This window comes from Natrinema sp. CGMCC1.2065 (assembly GCF_051225675.1).
GTDB lineage: Archaea > Halobacteriota > Halobacteria > Halobacteriales > Natrialbaceae > Natrinema > Natrinema thermotolerans.
Window position 1 is genome coordinate 546,118 of record NZ_JBPJSJ010000001.1, and the last position, 19,434, is coordinate 565,551.

Annotated in this window: 13 protein-coding genes and 1 tRNA gene; 5 read left to right on the plus strand and 9 right to left on the minus strand. The window is 61.0% G+C overall.

Going from position 1 to position 19,434, the window contains the following annotated elements; all coding sequences use genetic code 11:
- Positions 1–112: 112 nt before the first annotated feature.
- From ACSBP4_RS02690 to ACSBP4_RS02705, 4 genes are all read right to left on the minus strand, one after another.
- Entirely contained in the window at positions 113–994 is an 882-nt protein-coding gene (locus tag ACSBP4_RS02690; RefSeq protein ID WP_435551294.1) for a 3-hydroxyacyl-CoA dehydrogenase family protein, read from the minus strand.
- Between the two features lie 884 nt (positions 995–1,878).
- Entirely contained in the window at positions 1,879–2,865 is a 987-nt protein-coding gene (locus tag ACSBP4_RS02695) for an asparaginase (protein WP_049965514.1), read from the minus strand.
- A 201-nt stretch (positions 2,866–3,066) separates the two neighbouring features.
- Entirely contained in the window at positions 3,067–4,836 is a 1,770-nt protein-coding gene (locus ACSBP4_RS02700) for a Na+/H+ antiporter NhaC family protein (protein WP_435551295.1), read from the minus strand.
- Positions 4,837–5,034: 198 nt separating this feature from the next.
- Complete coding sequence (locus ACSBP4_RS02705; RefSeq protein WP_006649873.1) at positions 5,035–5,799, minus strand: IclR family transcriptional regulator; 765 nt, start codon at positions 5,797–5,799, stop codon at positions 5,035–5,037.
- 1,098 nt (positions 5,800–6,897) lie between these two features.
- On the opposite strand from ACSBP4_RS02705, the gene ACSBP4_RS02710 reads away from it, so the two are divergent.
- The gene (locus ACSBP4_RS02710; RefSeq protein ID WP_006649874.1) at positions 6,898–8,040 is read left to right on the plus strand and encodes a thiolase family protein; all 1,143 of its coding nucleotides are present in this window, start codon (positions 6,898–6,900) and stop codon (positions 8,038–8,040) included.
- 154 nt (positions 8,041–8,194) lie between these two features.
- Here ACSBP4_RS02710 and ACSBP4_RS02715 read toward each other — a convergent pair whose 3' ends face one another.
- From ACSBP4_RS02715 to ACSBP4_RS02730, 4 genes are all read right to left on the minus strand, one after another.
- Positions 8,195–9,334, minus strand: a complete 1,140-nt coding sequence (locus ACSBP4_RS02715) for an acyl-CoA dehydrogenase family protein (RefSeq protein ID WP_006182760.1) — start codon at positions 9,332–9,334, stop codon at positions 8,195–8,197.
- Positions 9,335–9,489: 155 nt separating this feature from the next.
- The gene (locus ACSBP4_RS02720; protein WP_435551296.1) at positions 9,490–11,058 is read right to left on the minus strand and encodes a long-chain-fatty-acid--CoA ligase; all 1,569 of its coding nucleotides are present in this window, start codon (positions 11,056–11,058) and stop codon (positions 9,490–9,492) included.
- A gap of 106 nt (positions 11,059–11,164) precedes the next feature.
- Positions 11,165–13,363 (minus strand): TRAP transporter permease, encoded by a 2,199-nt coding sequence (locus tag ACSBP4_RS02725; protein WP_049965518.1) that lies wholly within the window; start codon positions 13,361–13,363, stop codon positions 11,165–11,167.
- A 5-nt stretch (positions 13,364–13,368) separates the two neighbouring features.
- Entirely contained in the window at positions 13,369–14,406 is a 1,038-nt protein-coding gene (locus tag ACSBP4_RS02730) for a TAXI family TRAP transporter solute-binding subunit (protein WP_049965519.1), read from the minus strand.
- A gap of 226 nt (positions 14,407–14,632) precedes the next feature.
- On the opposite strand from ACSBP4_RS02730, the gene ACSBP4_RS02735 reads away from it, so the two are divergent.
- The 4 genes from ACSBP4_RS02735 to ACSBP4_RS02750 all read left to right on the plus strand — a co-directional run bounded on the left by ACSBP4_RS02735 (position 14,633) and on the right by ACSBP4_RS02750 (position 17,969).
- Positions 14,633–15,796 (plus strand): acyl-CoA dehydrogenase family protein, encoded by a 1,164-nt coding sequence (locus ACSBP4_RS02735; RefSeq protein WP_435551297.1) that lies wholly within the window; start codon positions 14,633–14,635, stop codon positions 15,794–15,796.
- A 179-nt stretch (positions 15,797–15,975) separates the two neighbouring features.
- Positions 15,976–16,740 carry an IclR family transcriptional regulator gene (locus ACSBP4_RS02740; RefSeq protein ID WP_435551298.1) on the plus strand — a complete coding sequence of 255 codons (765 nt, stop codon included), beginning with the start codon at positions 15,976–15,978 and terminating at the stop codon, positions 16,738–16,740.
- 310 nt (positions 16,741–17,050) lie between these two features.
- A complete protein-coding gene (locus ACSBP4_RS02745) occupies positions 17,051–17,476 on the plus strand; it encodes a hypothetical protein (protein ID WP_006649880.1) in 426 nt (141 codons plus the stop codon).
- Positions 17,477–17,606: 130 nt separating this feature from the next.
- Complete coding sequence (locus tag ACSBP4_RS02750; protein ID WP_006182752.1) at positions 17,607–17,969, plus strand: hypothetical protein; 363 nt, start codon at positions 17,607–17,609, stop codon at positions 17,967–17,969.
- A gap of 1,366 nt (positions 17,970–19,335) precedes the next feature.
- Here the strand turns inward: ACSBP4_RS02750 and ACSBP4_RS02755 are convergent.
- A tRNA-Ile gene (locus ACSBP4_RS02755) sits at positions 19,336–19,409 on the minus strand.
- Positions 19,410–19,434: the final 25 nt, after the last annotated feature.

Consider the following 19,434-nt stretch of genomic DNA (forward strand, 5'->3'; position numbering starts at 1 on the left):
TACCCGTCTCTATGGGGGACGCCGCAACAAACGATCTGCCTAACTAGTTGGGGGTTGTGCGCGCTCGAGCGGCGACGACTGCGGCTGTTACACCACGGCCGTCATGTCGCCGTTACTCGTCCCAGTCACCGCTCGTGCCGACGCGTTCGCCGTCCTCCCAGACGTAGTAGCCCTCGCCGGTCTTCTTGCCGAGCTTGCCGGCCCGAACCTTCCGGCGCAGCGACTGCGGTGGCTTGAACCGCTCGCCGAGTTCCTCGCGGAGGTATTCGGCGATGTGCAGGCGGACGTCCAGTCCGACGTGGTCGGTCAGCTCGATCGGGCCCATCGGATGGCCGTAGCCAATCTCCATTCCTTCGTCGATGTCCGCCGGGCTGGCGACGCCCTGTTCGACCATCCGGATCGCCTCGAGCCCCAGCGCCAGTCCCAGCCGCGAGGTGGCGAAACCGGCCGTGTCCCGGACGACCACGTCCTCCTTCTCGATGTCCCGGACGTAGTCGATCGCGAACTCCTCGGTTTGCTCGTCGGTCTGCTCGGCGATAATGATCTCGACGAGATCCATGATATGCGGCGGGTTGAAAAAGTGCAGGCCGACGGCCCGTTCCGGGTTCTCGAGGGCGCTTGCCATCTCGGTCACCGACAGCGAGGAGGTGTTCGACGCGATGACCGTGTCCTCGCCGGTCGCGTCCTCGACGGCCGAGAACACCTGCTGTTTGAGGTCCATGTCCTCCGGTACCGCCTCGATGACCAAGTCGGCGTCCGCGACCGCCGCCTCGAGGTCGGTCGTCCCCTCGATGCGCTCTAAGGCCGCCGCCATCTCGTCTTCGGTAAGCTTGTCCCGGTCGACCCCGCCCTGGAGGTTCTCCCGGATCCCCTCGAGGCCGTCCTCGACGAGGTCGTCCTCGACGTCACGCAGAACCACGTCGTGGCCCGCCGTCGCGGAGACCTGCGCGATGCCGTGTCCCATACTCCCGGCTCCGAGAACTGCGATTTGCATGTGCGAACCCACAGACGATGCGATCAAAAGCGTTCCTATCACTCCCCAGCGGCCGGCTGCCGACGCCTTCCTGTGGACGACTTCTGGCGATGTCAATAATATCAGTATGATGGCCAAAAAGAGATCCTATATTATTTCTTTGATTATGCAGTCAATACGTCGGGCCATCCATCGAACGTAGTATACTCCCTTAGTTGGCCGCGTTCGCCAACAACTGCCGGTCTGCAGCCGTACTGTACTCCGGGCGGTCCACAGTGACTCGGTCGACGATTCGAGACCGTTTCAACTCGAGGTGATCGATAGTCCGACGATAGCGCCTCGAACGGTCGTTTCGCCACGAGGCGTTCGTCCCGTCGCGTGAGTCGGGCCCTCGGTCGCCTCGAGTTATCTCCGATGACATGTCTGAACCATATGTATTATGAATAGATTACAGCTTAGTTCATCGACGACCATCGAATGCGTTCGTTGCCACTGGCGGTCGGGTTTGCCGGCGTTCGCCTTGGGTCGCCGGTCACCGGCCGTTATCTGTCTCCGTACACGTGCTTTCGGTTTTACAGGCTCTGTTCGGACCCTTTGCTGACGCGCGATCAATTGGCGCCCGATAACAGCCACAGTTCGTACGCTACAAAGAGAGGTGACCGGATCCGGAATGTACGAAACAGTGAGCGGTTTTCGACGTCGTTCTGATATCGACCGGTATCCCTGTCAACTGGACACTGCTTCGATGTTCGAGAGGCAGTCTGCTGCGTATTTCGCCGAATTACCGACGTATCGAGTCAGGTCCGGTTCCACTCTCCGTATCACGGAACCCCGTCGCCGCGGAGCGATTGGCTACACGAATCCGTTCTGGCAAACAACTGCATCTCACTATTCGAAAACTTCCGTCACGCATACCCATGCCCGTCGATTTGGCTGGCATCAAACGCCTCTCCAACCGTCTCGTCTGATTGCTGTGACAGAGCGACCAGGAGTTTGATTCGGGCCTTGTGGGCGGGAAGGTTCGATGCGAACAGCACGCCCTCTTCCTCGAGAGCTGCGCCACCGCCTTTGGACCCGTACACTGGCGAGACGACACCGTTGCGACACCGCGTCGCAATAACGACGACAACGTCGTTGTCAACGGCGTCACCGATGGCATCTGCAACGTTTGCGGGAACATTTCCGAGTCCGAGCGCGTCGACGACGATTCCATCGACGCCGCGATCGATGGCGTGACTGATCTGTCTTCCGTCGGTGTCCGTCGACGTCGGTACGACCTCGACGGTCGCCGTGATATCTCGTGTGGGGAGCGTCACCGATAGACTCTCGGGTCGCCGGTAGAACCAAAGACCGTTCGGTGTCCGATCGGCGACCGGTCCGTAGTTGCCCGAACCGTACGCGTCGGGATTGCTGCTATGTTCTTTCGTTACTGGTCGCGCTGCGTGAAGACGATCGTTGAAGAAGACGTAGGCACCCGTCCGAACGTGATCGTGACTCGCTGCCGCGAGGGCCCCGTGAATGTTCGCCGGCCCGTCGGGACTACGGCTATCGTACGGTCGTTGTGCGCCAGTGAGGACGACTGGGACGTCGACGTCGAGTACGAGATCGAGGTAGTACGCGGTCTCTTCGATCGTATCGGTTCCGTGGAGGACGACGACTCCATCGATATCGTCGGCAACGGCTCGCACACGATCACTCAGTGTCACGAGATCGTCGATTGTCAACTCCGAACTCGGGGCTTGCGTGAGTTGCTCCAGTTCGATCTCGACGTGTTCGAACGTCTCCGGATAGGCCTGCACTAACTCCTGTACTGACTCGGTCGGGACCGTCCCGGTGTCGCTCGAGGTACTCACGATCGTGCCGCCGGTAGCAATGACGTACACAGTCGACATACGTCGTACTGCCCGAACAAAACCTATATCGGTTATGATTGACATTGGTCACGACGATCCCCGCTCGGTAAGAGAACCCTGCCGGTTACCGCACGGAGAATATCTCGACGAATCGGTCGTGCTGTCTCTGGTACCCGGACGATGCGTAGCCGGATACACTTTCGTCACCAAAAACGCTGCGACGGAAGTCCCGATCCTCGCCTAGAAGCCGAGGGTCATAAACCCGAATACCAGGCAGAGATAGGCGATAACGATCCCGACTGCGGTCAGCGGAATCGATTCGACGAAACTGTACCGTCCGTTGATCCGGGTTCCGTCGGTTTTGCTTCCGTTCTCGATCGCATCGACGTCGATTTCACCGTTGTCGATGGCGTCGGTCGTCGGCATGACTTCGGGCAGATTCTTGCGGCGAGCATCGAACTTGTTCAGTGCGATGACAGCGCCCGCAGTGAGGACGACTGCTAGCGGGAGCAACACCAGCGGCGACGTCACACCGACTGCGTACAGGAGCAACATGAGGACCGTCACGCCGGCTGCGGTCATCGCGAACGGAATCTGTGTCGTCACGTGATCGATGTGGTCCGAACCGGCGAAGATCGACGACATGACGGTCGTATCACTGATCGGTGAGACGTGATCGCCCCAGATCGCGCCGCCGAACAGCACTCCCATGAGAACCGGCAGGATCGACAGTCCGGACATTTCGTAGCCAAGCGGAACCGCCAGCGGGGTCAGAATAGCCATGGTCCCCCACGACGTTCCCGTCGTAAACGCGATGAACATCGCCGCAAGGAAGATCAGCAGCGGTAGGAACGAGCCGGGGATGCTACTGTCGACCATGACGTCAACGATATACTGGGCGGTTCCGACCTGCTCAGCGGCGTGACCGATACTCCACGCGAGGACGATGATCGCAGCCGCGATCATCATCGTCTTGAATCCGCTAATCACGGTATCGCTCGCTTCCTCGAGGTCCATGGTTCCGAATCCGACGGCACCGAGCATGCCGACGGCCATGAACGCGAACGAACCGTATAGGAGACCGAGTGCGACATCGGTTTCCTGGAACGCAGTCGCGATATCGACACCGGACTGGTGGCCGCCACCGAGCCACCACATCGAGACGAGTCCGACGACCAGCAGCGACAGAATCGGTGCGAAGAAATTGATCAGCGTCGGGTTCTTTTCGCTCGGCTCACCGACGTCGGTCGTGATGTCCGAGAGCGGCGTCGCGTCGTCCCGTCGAGTTTTCTTTTCTTTGCGCGCCCGCCACTCCGCGTTCAGCATCGGCCCGTAGAATCGTTGCGTAATCGAAATGAATCCGACCATAAAGAACGCTAGGAAACAGTAGATATTCCATGGAATGCTCTGCAGGAAGAGTCCGAATGCGGTGATACCGACTTCCTCGGCGGTGAACCGGGCAGCTTCGAACCCAACGATGATCATCGATACTTGGTACCCGATCCAGTTCGAGACGGGTCCGAAGGTCGTCACCGGCGATGTCGTCGAGTCCAGCACGTAGGCGTGCATCTCTCGAGAGGTGTTATTTTCCTGAGACAGCTCACGAGTCGCGTTTCCAGTCACGATGGTACTCGTATACGAGTCGAAGAAAATGAAAATCCCAATGAGCCATGTGAGGATCTGCGAGTCTCGTGCCGTGTTCACCCGATGACCGATCCAGTTCTGGAGTGCGATGATCCCGCCTGACTTGTAAATAAACGCGGCACCAGCGCCCATGAACATAATCAGAATTAGAAACTTGGTGTCAAACGGTGATCTGACGACCTCGACGATCCAGTCCATTGACAACGCTGTTGCTGCGATCGGATTCCAGTCGGCGATCATCAACGCCCCGATCCATACCCCGGCGAACAACGACACGAGTACTTGGCGCGTATACATCGCGAGTGCGATCGCGATAATCGGCGGTGCCAGCGCTAGTGCCGCAATCGGAAGGGATTCGTATGACATACACACCCACTGTCTGAGTTGTACTATTTTAATCTTTTGAAGGAAAATCGGGAGAGCGCGCGGATGGGTGCCTGTAGTGCCGTTCTTTGCGGGATATTCAACGGATATCGCGGCAAAATCTATACGGACACCATTCGAGTTGCCCGTATAGCGGCTACAATCGATCGATCATCTCCTCTCTCGTCGATCCCGGGTCGATTACAGGAGTCCCTGTGAGACCAGTTCCGTCTCGAAATTCGGGACGACTCGCTGCAGGATGTCGGGAAATTCCTGGTGAAGATCGGCGTCTTCGATCCGGTACGCCGGACCGGAGACGGTGAATCCGCCGATGACGGCCCCATTGGGGCCCTCGGCGACGACACCGGCAACGCGTTTGCCCGGAATCGACTCTTGATCGTTGATCGCGTAGCCCCGTTCCCGGATGCGCTCGAGTTCGGCATCGAGTTCCGCCCGTGACGTGATCGTCTCCTCGGTGAGTTCCGGGAGGCCCCACCGGTCGTCGATTTCGTCGATGCGTGACTCCGGCAATCGAGCGAGGATCGCCTTCCCGATGGCCGTCGTATGCATGTACTCGTAGTTGTTGAGCCGGGAACTTGGCTTGGCGGAACTACCGACCGAATCGAATAGCGTCACGATGCGACCATTCTCCTCGATTCCGAAATCGGATTCCTCGTTCGATTGCTCGGCGAGTTCGATGACGTACTTGCCCGCCAGTTCGTATACTTTGCTGCGGTTTCGAACGTACATCCCGATGTGATAGAACCGCGCCCCGAGTCGGTATTCGTCGCCTTCGGAGGCGACATAGCCGTGTTTCGCGAGGGTATAGAGGTGTTTGTAGACCGCACTCTCGGATAACTCGAGGGCCGCCGCGAGTTCGGCTGGCGTCGCCCCGTCGAGTTCCTGAATCGCCTCGATCACTGCTAACGATGTTTCGGTCGTCGTCAGCAGTTGGCTGTCAGTCATACTTTCTCCGTCCGTTCGAGTCCCTATAAATCCATGTATCATGGAACCGCTGTCATTCAGTACAGCGACAACCCCACGATGACGTCGATAGTTGGGCCCCCTCCCTTGCTCAATACGAGCAGCCTGGTAACCGTGTGTCGTGATTTGTCGCTTTCCGCTTCTTGGGAGAAATCGGCCGTCTTCGGTATCCTACCTGAATCGCTGAACCGGAAGATGGGTACTCCATCCTCCCTGTCCCATCGCTTCGATCCACCACTGCTATTACATTCATATATGTGTAAATACGATCTCCCGATCCATCGCAAAACTGCGCCGGAAGCAATCCATGTATGGTAGAACGAACCCGCGATCGGCGTGGACACAGCCCGAAATCAGGTCTCACCCTGATTTGTATTTATGTGTATCCAGCAACCTCTCTCATTATCGATGGTTGGGAACTATCTAGTTCTGTACCCCCTCGACTATCACTTTTCAACCAAGAGTTCAATGTGGTCATTGATGGTGGCAGTATTGTATAAAAACTTCAAGAATGGGGCCCGATGCTTATCCGATTTCCCACTGACGACGTATAGGCGCGGTCAACTCACTGTGATAGCCACATCGACCGACGAGAAATCTGTCCTCGGAACGATCGTTCTTTCGCGGAGGTTCTGTGGAAATTCAGCTGCCGATCCGTCCCATACCGACCAGCTAATACAACATCGAAAATCAACTTTGTCTCGAGGTGTGTTGTAACATGCAACCAAGACCATCTTTCGTTGATATTGTCAACAATTCGCTAATAGGGGCCTACAATGGTGTCGCTGTCCTCAGACTGACCAATGTCATTTTATATATTATACTACTTTGGGAATATTTCGTATCGAGTGGCGAGCGAACCGCAGCGATGATGGCAATCGACAATACTGTCGTCACCGGAGTATCTATCGGATGGCCAAACGGGGTCGCTCGAGGGCGGAGATGGCCGGTATTCTCTGCCGGTTGTGCGAGCAGGTGCGCAATGACTTCCAGTTGCCACTTAGCGGTTCGCCGTTCAGGCCACTGATGCGGCACAGAACGGTGCGTCTTTACCGCTGTAGCGAGAGGGAACAGTTACCAATGAGCGACCGCCAGCCAGTCGTCGTGCAGGCAGTCAGAACTCCACAGGGGAAACACGGTGGCGTCTTCGCCGAGACCGGCAGCGAGGAGTTGTCGGTCCCGCTCGTCGACGAGATGCTCGAGCGGACGGGCCTTACCGGTGAGGACGTCGACGACATCCGGTGGGGCTGTGCCAAACAGGTCAACGAGCAGAGCAACAACATCGCGCGGGTGATCGCTCTCCTGTCCGATCTCGGTGAGGGCGTTCCCGGCACGACGATCGACCGGCTCTGTGCCTCCTCGGCGGAGGCGATCATGAGCGCCAGCGACGCCGTCCGGGCGGGCCAGCGCGACGTCATCGTCGCCGGCGGCGTCGAGAACATGTCTCGCAACGAGCGCCGGAAGGGGATCGACTCCTACGCGGGCATCGCCGAGCAGTACGACGCGGCCGGGCTCGCGATGGGCCAGACCGCCGAGAAAGTCGCTGAAGAGTTCGACATCGGACGGGATCAGCAAGACGAGTACGGTGCCCGGAGCCAGCAGCGCGCGGTCGAGGCGACCGAGGACGGGAAGTTCGACGAGGAGATCGTCCCGATCGAAACCGAAGACGGCACGATCACCGAGGACGAGGGGCTCCGTCCCGGCACGACCAAAGAGAAGATCGCCGGCCTTCCGCCAGCGTTCCGCGAGGAGGGTACCGTCACCGCCGCCAACGCCTCGCAGGTCTCCGACGGCGCTGCCGGCGTCCTCATCACGAGCAAGGCGTTCGCCGAGGAGCAGGGCCTCGAGATCATGGCCGAGATCGAGGACCACAACGTCGCGGGCGTCGATCCGACGATCATGGGTGTCGGCCCGGTCCCCGCGGTACGGGGAATCTGGGAGCGCAACGGCCGCTCGGCCGACGACTACGACCTCGTGGAACTCAACGAGGCCTTCGCGAGCCAGACGATCTACTGCCGAGACGAACTCGGCTTCGACGACGATCGGTTCAACGTCAACGGCGGGGCGATCGCCATCGGCCATCCGCTCGGCGCGTCGGGTGCCCGCTTGCCCGTCACGCTGATTCACGAACTCCAGCGCCGGGGCGGCGGGCTGGGGCTCTCGACGATGTGTGTCGGCTACGGGCAGGGTGCGGCCGTCGAGTTCCGCGTTCCGGAGCAGTAACGACGCCGTTCCGTCTGCGGTCCTTCTCCGGGTTCCGTGCCGGAAAACCCGTTTCAACTCGGTTGATCGCTCCTCGAGAGCCGTGGGACGGCCCTCTCGGCGGGCGGCAACCACCGCGAAAAAGACGGCGTGGATCCGTGATCGTCGTGCCGGTCTAGAGGATCTGGTCGGCGATGATGTTCTTCTGGATCTCGCTGGTGCCCTCGTATATCTTCGTAATGCGGGCGTCGCGGTAGTAGCGCTCGGCGGGGTAGTCCGTGACGTAGCCCGAGCCGCCGTGGACCTGAATGCCCTCGTCGGCGACCTCGACCGAGATCTCGCTCGCGAAGTACTTCGCCATGCTCGAGTACTGCGCGGCGACGTCCTGGTTGTTCTGCTCGACCTGGGTCGCGGCGCGGTAGGTCAGCGAGCGGGCGGCCTCGACCTTGGTGGCCATCTCGGCGATCTTGTGCTGGATGGCCTGGAACTCGGAGATCTTCTGGTCGAACTGCTCGCGCTGGTTGGCGTACTCGATGGCGGCGTCGAGTGCGCCCTGAGCGGCACCGACGGCCTGTGCGGCGACGCTGGTGCGGCCGGAGGCGAAGAACTCCATCAGCTGGTAGAAGCCCTTGTCGACCTCGCCGATGACGTTCTTCTCGGGGATGCGGACGTCGTCGATGACGACTTCCGCGAGGTCCGAGGCACGGATCCCGAGCTTGTTGTTGATCTTGTCGGTCGAGACGCCGTCGCGGTCCATCTCGACGAGGAAGGCGGTGATGCCCTTGTGGCCCTCGCCGGGGCTGGTCTTGGCCATGCAGACGCCGACGTCGGCGACGGTCCCGTTGGTGATCCACATCTTGTTGCCGTTGAGGACGTACTCGTCGCCGTCCTTCTCGGCGACCGTCTCGATGCCGGCGACGTTCGAGCCGTGGGCGGGCTCGGAGATCATCGAACAGGAGGCGGTCTCGCCGTTGGCGATCTGGGGCAGCCACTCCTCTTTCATCCACTCGTCACCGAACTCGACGATCATGTCCGTCCCGAAGCCGGCCGAGCCGACGGCGGAGCCGATCCCGGGGTCGGCACGCCAGAGTTCCTCGGTGACGATCGTCGAGGAGATCTTGTCCATCCCGGCCCCGTCGTACTCGAGCGGGATGTTCGGCGCGACGAAGTCGTACTCGGCGGCCTTCTTGCGGAGTTCCTCGGGGTATTTCCCCTCCTGATCGTGTTCCTCCGCGACCGGCTTCATCTCGTTTTCCCCGAACTCGCGGACGGCCTCACGGATCGCTTCGTGTTCGGCTGACAGCTGGAACGTCATAATAGATTGCTTGGGTTCGTCTTACAAAGTAGCTTCGGATACAATCCCCGGTTGGTGTTGTTAACCCGACTGCCGGATCGTCGGTCACGATGGAAACCGGCGACGGCCGGCGGCGGGCCGATCGGGATCAGGCTGTCGGGGCGGGGTTCAGCCGTCTATTGCTCGTTTTCGCCTTCGCCACGGAGTTCGAACTTCTGGACCTTCCCGGTCGTGGTCCGGGGCAGTGCCTGCACGAACTCGACCTCGCGGGGGTGTTTGTACTCCGCGAGGTTCTCGAGGCAGTACTGCTTGATGTCTTCCGGCGTCGCCTCGGCGTCGGGCGTCGTCACGACGAACGCCTTCACGGTCTCGCCGCGGCGCTCGTCCGGTACCCCAACGACGGCGGCGTCGGCGATGTCCTCGTGTTCGAAGAGGAGTTCCTCGACTTCGCGCGGGTAGACGTTGTACCCGCCCGTGACGATCATGTGTTTCTCGCGGTCGACGACGTAGAAGAAGTCGTCCTCGTCCCAGTAGCCGATGTCGCCGGTGTGGAACCAGCGCTTGCCGTCCTCGTTAGTGAAGGCCTCCTCGTTGGCCTCCGGCAGGCCGTAATACTCCTTCATCACGTTGGGGCCGTGGATGACGAGTTCGCCGGTGATGTCGTGGATCGCGGCCTCCTCCTCGTCGATCGGGCCCTCCGCAACGCGGGGGACCTCCTCGAAGTCCTCGTCGACGATCTTCGCCTCGACGCCCTCGAGGGGCTGGCCGATGCTGCCCTTCCGACGGCTCTCGTTGGTGTTGGCGTGGGTGACCGGACTCGTTTCGGTCAGACCGTAGCCCTCGTTGAGCTGGACGTCCCAGAGGTCCTCGAACCGTTCGAGGACTTCCAGCGGGAGACTCGAGCCGCCGGAGTTGGCAAAGCGCAGGGACTCGAACTCGTAGCTCTCGGCGTCCGGGTGGTTGATCATGTCGTTGAACATCGCGGGGACGGCGAACATGATGGTGATCTCGTCGTCCTCGAGCTGGTTCATCACCTCGGTGGCGTCCCACTCCGGCACCGGGTAGTAGGTGCCGCCGCTGTACATCGCGCCGTTCATCACGACGGACATGCCGTAGATGTGAAACAGCGGGAGCGTCCCGATGAGTCGGTCGGAGGCCTGGAAGCCGCCCGGCGGGATGACGGCGTTGGCCCGGGTCGTAAAGGCCAGGTTGTGGTGGGTCAGCAGGACGCCTTTCGGCGTGCCCGTCGTCCCGGAGGTGTAGGGCTGGACCGCGACGTCGTCGTCCGCACGATCGACGACGGCTTTGGTGTCCTCGGCGAGGAAGTCGTCGAACTCGGTCGCGCCATCGACGTCGGCTCCGACGCTGACGACCTGCTCGACGTCCGTATCGTCCTGTACCTCGAGGACGTTGGGGACGAGGTCGGCAAGCGCCACGACGGCTTTCGCCCCGCTGTCGCCCAGCATGTGGCTGATCTCACGGGACTTGTACTGGGGGTTCATCGGGACGATGATCCCGCCGGCACGCAGGGTGCCGTAGAAGGCCGTGACGAACTGCGGCAGGTTCGGCAGGTAGATGCCGACGCGGTCGCCCTCGCCGATGCCACGATTCTCGAGGGCCTGTGCGAACTGTCCGGCTCGCTGCCAGAACGCCTCGTAGCTCAGTTCGGTCCCTTCGTACGCGATCGCGGGCGATTCCGGGTTCGCATCGACGGTCTCGACGACCTCCGTCACGAGGTTTGTCATACCTTGTGTATGGTTACCCCGGTCGCAAAAGGGTTGTCACTCGGCGCTTCCATTTACTTCGGTTGTTTTCGAGAAAGCGCGACTCGAGTGCCCTGTCGGGCCTCGATCAGTCGAGCGTCGTCGGATCCACGCCGGACTCGGTGCCGGTGTCGTTCGGCAGGTCGTAGCCGACGACGTATCGGGCGTGTAGCAACGCGGCGACGATCGCTGCTGCGGCGACGAGTTGGACGGCGATGTGGACGATCGAGCCGAACATCGCGATTAACGCTAGGACGAGATAGAGCGCGCGAGTGATCGCGGAGAGACTCTGCGCTCCGTCGAATCCGATCGTCGTGACGATCAGACCGACCGTGCCGGCCAGCACGACGGGAAACGCGAGCAGCGTCTCGCTCGACCAGTAGATGAGACTCTCGTTCGCGATGAACGCGTAGGGGATGACGAACCCGGGCGCACCGAGCCGGAGCGCCTGCTTACACGACTGGAGGAAGCTCGCGCCCGCGATCCGTGCGCCAACCGCGACCGAGATCGCGACCGGCGGCGTGATCGCCGACAGCATCGCGAAGTAGAACACGAACATGTGCGTCGCGATGACCGGCGTCCCGAGATCAGTGATCGGCTTCGCGACCAGGATCGCCACGAGGATGTACGCCGCGGGCGTCGGCATCCCGAGCCCGAACAGGATGCTCGCGATCATCGCGAGGAACAACACGACGAACAGCCCGCCGCCGAACCCGAGGAGGCTCACTTCGCTCATCCCGATGATGCTCGTCGCGACGCGGGCCGTCAACCCGGTCCCCTCGAGGAGCTTGATAATCACACCCATGGCTGCAAGGACGCCGACGAGCGGTGCCATGTCGATGCCGCCCTGTTTGAACCCGTCGAGCGTCTGTTTGGTCGTCCGGGCTACACTTGCGGCGATTTCGTAGCCCGAGACGTCTTTCGTCTCGAGTTCGACTCCGTCCTCGAGATCGACTTCGAGGAATCTGACGACGAGGTTCCGGACGTACATCACACCGATGGTCGTGAAGATGGTGTACATCCCCGCCGCGAACGGTGAGTATCGGAGTACTACGAGCGTCACCAGAAGCACACCCATCGGGATGGTAAAGTGCAAGCCCCGGAGGAGGAGCCGCCAGTTGAACGACGTCAGGTCGCTCGAGATCCAGCCGAATTTGAGTATCGTGAAGTGAACGGCGAGACAGACGCTGAAGTAGAACAGCGCCGCCGGAATGACGCCTGCCTGCACGATGTCCAGATACGGGACCTGAATGATGTCGGCCATCAGGAACGCCGCGACGCCCATCACCGGGGGCAGCATCTGCCCGCCCGCGGAGGCGACCGCCTCGATCGAGGCGGCGACGTCGTCGCCGACGCCCTGGTCCTTGATCATCGGGATGGTGAAGCTGCCGGTCGTCGCGGTGTTGGCCGCCGCGCTACCGGTGATCGAACCCATGATCATGCTCGAGATGACGGCGATCTGGACGACGCCAGTCCGGAGACTCGTCCCGAGTTCCTCGCCGATCTCACGGACGAAGTCCATCAGACCGTAGGTCTTCGCGAGGCCGGCGAACATGATGAAGATCGCGACCCACGTCGACCCGACTCGCATGAGCGTGGGGTCGTAGACGCCACTGATCCCGACCGCGCCGTTCTCGGCGATCTGTTGCCAACTCATCCCCGAGTGGCGAAACACGCCGAACAGCTGCGTGCCGACCATCGAGTGAGCGTACAGGACAGAGAGGACGGCGACGGCCGCGATGACCGTCCCGAACGCTCGGCGAGTCACGTCGATCGCGAGTGCGATCAGTATCCCGCCGATGATGTGATCTGTCGTGTTGTATCCGAGGATGAACGCGTCTCCCTGAAGCCGGGTGAAGTTGAAGTAGACGTAGGCCGTCGCTGCAACGGCTGTCACGGCTAACGCGACGGCGACGTAGGGGTCGATCACCGCATAGATGCGACGGAGTCTCGCTTTGGCGTCCAAATCCGGCGATTGCGATGGCGATTCGACCGTTACATCGTCACCGGCTCCGTCGTCAGCGCTCTTCCCCGTCACGCCGAACCGATCCCCGGCGTAATCGAGATAGTACAGCGCCGTCCCCATCCCGAAGAACAGGATCATGTACCGTTCGACCCGCGTCACCCACGCCGGCTCGCCGACGATTCCCTCTAGCGGCCATCCGAACACGAGCGAGACGGCGTACAACAGAGTGAACAGCGTCAGACTGGCCCCTAACGCGTAGGTGGTGAGGTCGAATGCGCGCAGGGGAACCCCTCGTTCGGAACGCCGATTCGTTGGAGACATCGATACTACTTCTCGTCGGCTCGCTCGAAGTCCTCGTTCCAGACGCCGAGTTCGTCCTTGTAGAAGTCTGCCGCGGCGGGGTGGAACGGAACTCCGTCGTACATGTTCTTGACCCAGAAGTCGTTGCTCTCGAAGGTTCCTAGGAGACCGTGGTAGTCTGCGAGTTCCGCCTTCTTCTCGTGCATCGCCGTGAGGAAGTCGTAGACGGTATCATAGTCGAGGTCGTTACGCGCGACGAAGTTGTATGCGAACGTCGGAGCGGACACCTCGCCCGGCGTCGTCGCGTTCTCGATCTGGCCGGTGTCGACCGTCTGGGACAGCAACCGTTCGTCGTCCTCCCACGACTGCGCGGTCGAGTCTTCAACGTCGAGGACCTTCATGTCGACCTCGCTCGCGATCTGCTGGAGCCAGCTCGGGGTTATCGAGAAGTTCATCAGCGTCCCCACTCCGACGTCGAGTTGGTTCTCGTTCATCGCACCGCCCTGGCTACCGTAGCTCACGCTCGCGCGCTTGTAGCCGTCCGTAGCGTAGCCGAGCGCCTTCTCGAGGGCAGGTGCGGTCCCGGACCCCTCCGGCGTCGGCGAGACGTTCGTACCGGACCCGATGTCCGACAGCGTCTCGAGATCCGAGTCGTTGGTGATGAAGAACCACGGTAGGTCGTAGTAGTGGAAAATCTGGACCATGTCGAAGTTGAGCTGGCCGTACGGGTCGTTGCCCTGCTGAACGTCGTAGGCCGACCAGTTCTGGATGTAGACCATCTCGGCGTCCTCGCTCTGGAGAGCGCCGATGTTCGCTTCGGTCCCCTGGCTCGTTTGCGCTTCGACGAAGAGGTCGTCGGTCTGATCGTTAACCGCACTCGCGAGACCCTGGTTCGCACCGTAAGCCGTCGTATTCGAGGTCGAAGTTCGCATCCGGACGGTCTGCTCGTCGCTGTTTCCGCTCCCGGAACAGCCAGCCAGTGCCGTCGCCGCACCGACGCCTGCAGCTGCGAGAACTGATCGTCGAGTCGAATGCCTATCCGTGTGCTTGTGTTCCTTCGCCATGGGGCATCTCTTCATAGTTACCTGTTATAGTCCTTCCGCTATCTGTTGGAATTGGATCCTTATTGATGGCGCCGGATTGCAGTCATCCAGCCGACAGTATTGCTGACGGACGGGCTCCCTGTTCGGTCAGTGACGGTTCTGAGCGGCCGTCCGCCGTCGTTTCGGTGATCGCTAACGTGGCAAGCGGTATCGCAATACCTATTGTGCCATTCCCGTAGGTCTAGGTATGCTGGATTTCGTTCAGCTCGAAGAAGACCTCGATCAAGAAGAACGGATGATCCGGGACACGGCCCGGGAGTTCGTCGAAGAACACGTCAAGCCCGACATCGGCGACCACTTCGAGGCGGGGACGTTCCCGAAGGAACTCATCCCGAAGATGGGGGAACTCGGCTTCTACGCCCCCAATCTCGAGGGCTATGGCTCGCCGAACGTCTCCGAGACGGCCTATGGCCTGTTGATGCAGGAACTCGAGGCCGGTGACTCCGGGCTGCGTTCGATGGCGTCGGTCCAGGGTGCGTTGGTCATGTACCCGATCCATGCTTACGGGAGCGAGGAACAGAAAGAGGAGTGGCTGCCGGAGATGGGACGGGGCGAGGCGATCGGTTGCTTCGGCCTCACCGAACCCGAACACGGCTCGAACCCGTCGGCGATGGAGACCCGCGCCGAGCGCGACGGCGACGGCTACGTCCTCAACGGCTCCAAAACCTGGATCACGAACTCGCCGATCGCCGACGTCGCTATCGTCTGGGCGCGTGATCAGTCGGCCGAGGACGACCCCGTTCGCGGGTTCCTCGTCGAGACCGACCGCGACGGCGTCACGACCAACAAGATCGACGACAAGCTCTCGCTGCGGGCCTCGATCACGGGCGAGATCGGCCTGAACGACGTCCACGTGCCCGAGGAGAACGTCCTCCCCGGCGTCGCCGGGATGAAGGGGCCGCTGTCCTGTCTCACGCAGGCCCGCTACGGCATCGCCTGGGGCGCGGTCGGGGCCGCCCGCGACTGTTTCGAGGAGGCCCGACAGTACGCGAAGGATCGCGACCAGTTCGGCGGCCCGATCGGTCGGTTCCAGCTCCAACAGCGCAAGCTCGCGGAGATGGGCACCCAGATCACGCTGGCACAGTTGCTGGCTCACCGGCTCGCTGAACTCAAAGAGCGCGGCGAGATGCGGCCACAGCACGTCTCGATGTCGAAGCGAAACAACGTCCGCATGGCCCGCAACCAGGCCCGCATCGCCCGCGAGATGCTCGGCGGCAACGGCATCACCACCGACTACTCGCCGATGCGACACATGTCCAACCTCGAGACGGTCTACACCTACGAGGGCACCCACGACATCCACACGCTCGTCCTCGGCGAGGAGTTCACCGGCATCCCCGCCTACCAGTAACGCCGCGTCGCTGGTTCGCGTTCTCTCCCGTTTTCTCTCCTCCGTCCCAACCACTGATTCTGCTCCGGCGGGGATCTCTCCGACCGAACCGACTCGGCTTCGGAAACGGCCGTCCCGCTCGCCAGTACTCCCGTTCCAGTATCCGAAATATTAATTGCGCTGTCCGAACAGTATCCCACATGGGCATGGATCGAGATGGGGACGACGGGGCCGGGGTTTCCACGACGCGGAAGACGTTCCGGCTCCTCGAGGCACTCAAAGACGAGGAGGGGGTCACCATCGCCGACCTCACCGAGCGGACGGATCTTCCCAAAAGCACCGTCTACCGCCACCTTCGGACGCTGACGGAGTTAGGGTACGTGATCGAACGCGACGGTCGCTACTACGTCGGGTTTCGGTTCGTCGAACTCGGGGAACAGGCCCGGTCCCGGAAGACGGGATACTCGGCCGCGAAGCGAGCGGTGTTCGAACTCGGCACGGAGACCGACGAACGCGCGGTGTTCATCGTCGAAGAGGACGACGACGCGGTCTACGTCCACCGCTACGGCAGCCTCTCGAATTCGATGATCGGCCAGCGTCGACCGTTGCACTCGATGGCCTCCGGCAAAGTGATTCTCGCGGAGTGGGACGACGACGCCGTCGCGGCCTACGCCGAGCGGAGCGGCCTCGAGGCACACACGGAGAACACGATCACCGATCCCGACGCGCTCTTCGACGAACTCGAGCGGGTTCGGGACCGCGGCTACGCGGTGAACGAGCAGGAACATATGGACGGCCTTCGCGGGATCGCTGTGCCCGTCTATACCCCTGCCGACGAATTCCTCGGCTCGCTGGCCGTCTTCGGGCCGACGAGTCGGTTCACCGACGCCTACGTTCACGACGAACTGGTGACCCGGCTCCGGGACAAGGCGGGCGAGATCAAAGTCACGCTCGCGTACGGGTGATTGTGCCATCTCGCTGCCCGACTACCGTTCGGTTCCCCTGTTCCGCTGGCTGGAACGTGATCGATTCTTTCGTCTCGAACGACCAACAATCCGTCACGCGACCCGATTCTCGGGTTGAGTGTTCCGCTATGTAAAACACGTCTTTCGAAATGTTCGAAGGCCGCCGTCGGCACCGATACGCTTTTCCTCGCTCCGCAATCGGTCGCACGATGACCGAGACGACGGATCCCGGGCCCAACGGTGTCTACCGGACGGGTAGGCGGTGGCCCCCAGCCGAGAGTTTATACGACATTCCGCGGCCAAGCGGGGTATGTCGGACCACACCCGACGACCGCGACGCACGATCCTTCAAACGCTCAGTGCCCTCGGCATCGGGGCAGCCGCCACAGTGACGACTGCCAGTGCGGCTGACGACTCTCACCCCGATGCTTCCCCAGCTCGTGGACGGCCGCCAGTCGACGACGCGGCGACCGGCGATGGAATCGACGGCAGCGATCTGTACGTCGGCGTCGTGGATCGGATCGTCGACGGTGACCACGTCGTCCTCCTGCTCGAGGACGGTGAGGCGGTCGTCGACCAACTCGTGTTGCCGGCCGAACGATTCGACGGCATGGAACCGGACGACGTTTTCCTGACTGCCGTCATCGACGGCGAGTTACGCGCCCGCCGACGCCTGCCGTCGAAACCGACTGACTGTCACGACGACAGATTCGACCGCATTTCGGAGGAGTTGTAAGCCGGTTTCACGGTCGCTCCGATCCGATCGTCCCGGAACAGTCTCGCCGGCTGAGCGGTGTGAACTGCCCACATGGCCGGAATCAGCAAGTCCAAGGCGTAATGCTTGGCGCCCCTTCGATCCGAACACGATGGTGGACACAGCGGACGCGTTCGGAATCGGATTGGATCGACCCGGGACCACCAGCCTCCGTACCGCTTTCTTTGCCGTCTGGTTCGTCGACCTCGTCGCGACAGTGGGCTTTTTCACCGTCCCGTACGCCTACGAACTCAACCCCGTGACGGTCTTCCTCCACGATCTCTTCGGGCTCGCCGGTGTCGTCCTCGCCGCCGTCATCTACGCCGGTGCCGTGATCGCGATCGGCTACGTCCTCTCGAGGCCGTTCGACGTCGGCTTCGTCGTGGCCATCGTCTGCTGCTACGCCCTCTTCGCGAGCAACAACGTCGTCCTGTTGGTCTCCCGGGAACCGCTACTGACGCCGTTGATGCCGTGATCGGCATCGACTGTGGCGACCGGCCGTCACTCCGTTTCGGTTCCCCTCGAGTCGCGGCCAGCCTCGGGAAACGCATATCCCCTGTCGCGCAGGCGGATCCAGTCCGGTGTTGCCGGTCGAGACAGTCGCCCGACCGTCACTCAAACTATTACAGATATATGCCTGTATAACTCGGCTGGCCGGGCGTCCCTTTTCGATGACCGCTCGATCGTCCGTACCGTACGCGTAGTCGGCGAATCCGATCGATTTCGCCGCTGTTGGCCGCTGTTTCACGGTGGGCAGATACACTGGCGATCGGTTCTGGAGAACCGATCGATACCTGCCTCCGTTCGCCGTACTGCCCCACGTTGGTCCCGGGTCGTAACGGGGACTAATACTGTCCACCGACTCGGTACGGCCGATTCGGCGAACACAGTTTGAATGTCTTATATCCGACTATACATAGATACTACCAGAATTAATATACTAAAGACTCTCTATCGCTCTGGCGATTCGTGCGTGACTAAGATGCTGATAAAAGTCTCAAAACGGCAGTATTCAGTGCTTGACGTAACCAGTGTTTCTCATTGATGTGAGTCAACTCGTTTCGAGATCGGCAACCTATAACCGGCAGAGCGTACGCTATTTAGCTTTTGGCATCCATAGGACCTTCTTCGGCTCCTGGGCCCTCGAGATCGGTGCCTCCTTCTATCTACTCTTTCGTAATTATCTCTAAATCTGGTATGATTATGTCACTCACGTGGTTCGGACTACGGATTGTCGCGTTCGCGTGAGTGGTGCCCTGTGTTTTAAGCGGCCACAGCTGTCGCTCAGCGACAATTGGATCTTCCGCCGGCTCACGTCCGTCGCCTCGAGACGCGGTCCGGTCGCGCTCTCTGTGTGGCTCGAGGAATCGCTCCCCGCAACCGTCTAGATCGACTCGGCGTCATATCGGAGACGGATGGTCCGGTCACCAACTGCGGCTGCTATGGCACAGGTCCTCGTGGTAGCGTACGCATGACTTCCGAGGTCGATCGTCGCGAGAAGTGGGTCGATTGTCGTTCCGCCGCTCACAGCTCTCTACGTTCGCGTTGTTCGCAGTAGAAATAGGCCAACTCGGATTTGAACTACGCGAAGACGGTCCTGCTCGCCTCGCTACGCTCGGCTGTGCGAGCGTGCGACTTCTCTACTTCAAATCCTCGCGGCAGCACGTACTCGCGACTCACGAATTAGTTCGTCGCGAGAAGTGGGCCAACTCGGATTTGAACCACCGGAAGACGGTCTCACTCGCTTCGCTCGTGAGCGTGCGACTTCCGTAATTCAAATCCGAGTTGATTGTATTTCCGCTGCTCACGGCTCACTACGTTCGCGTTGTTCGCAGCAGAAATGGGCCAACTCGGATTTGAACCGAGAGCCTCCACCTTATCAGAGTGGCGCTCAACCTAATTGAGCTATTGGCCCGCGTCCGTCCTTCGCACTCAGTAGT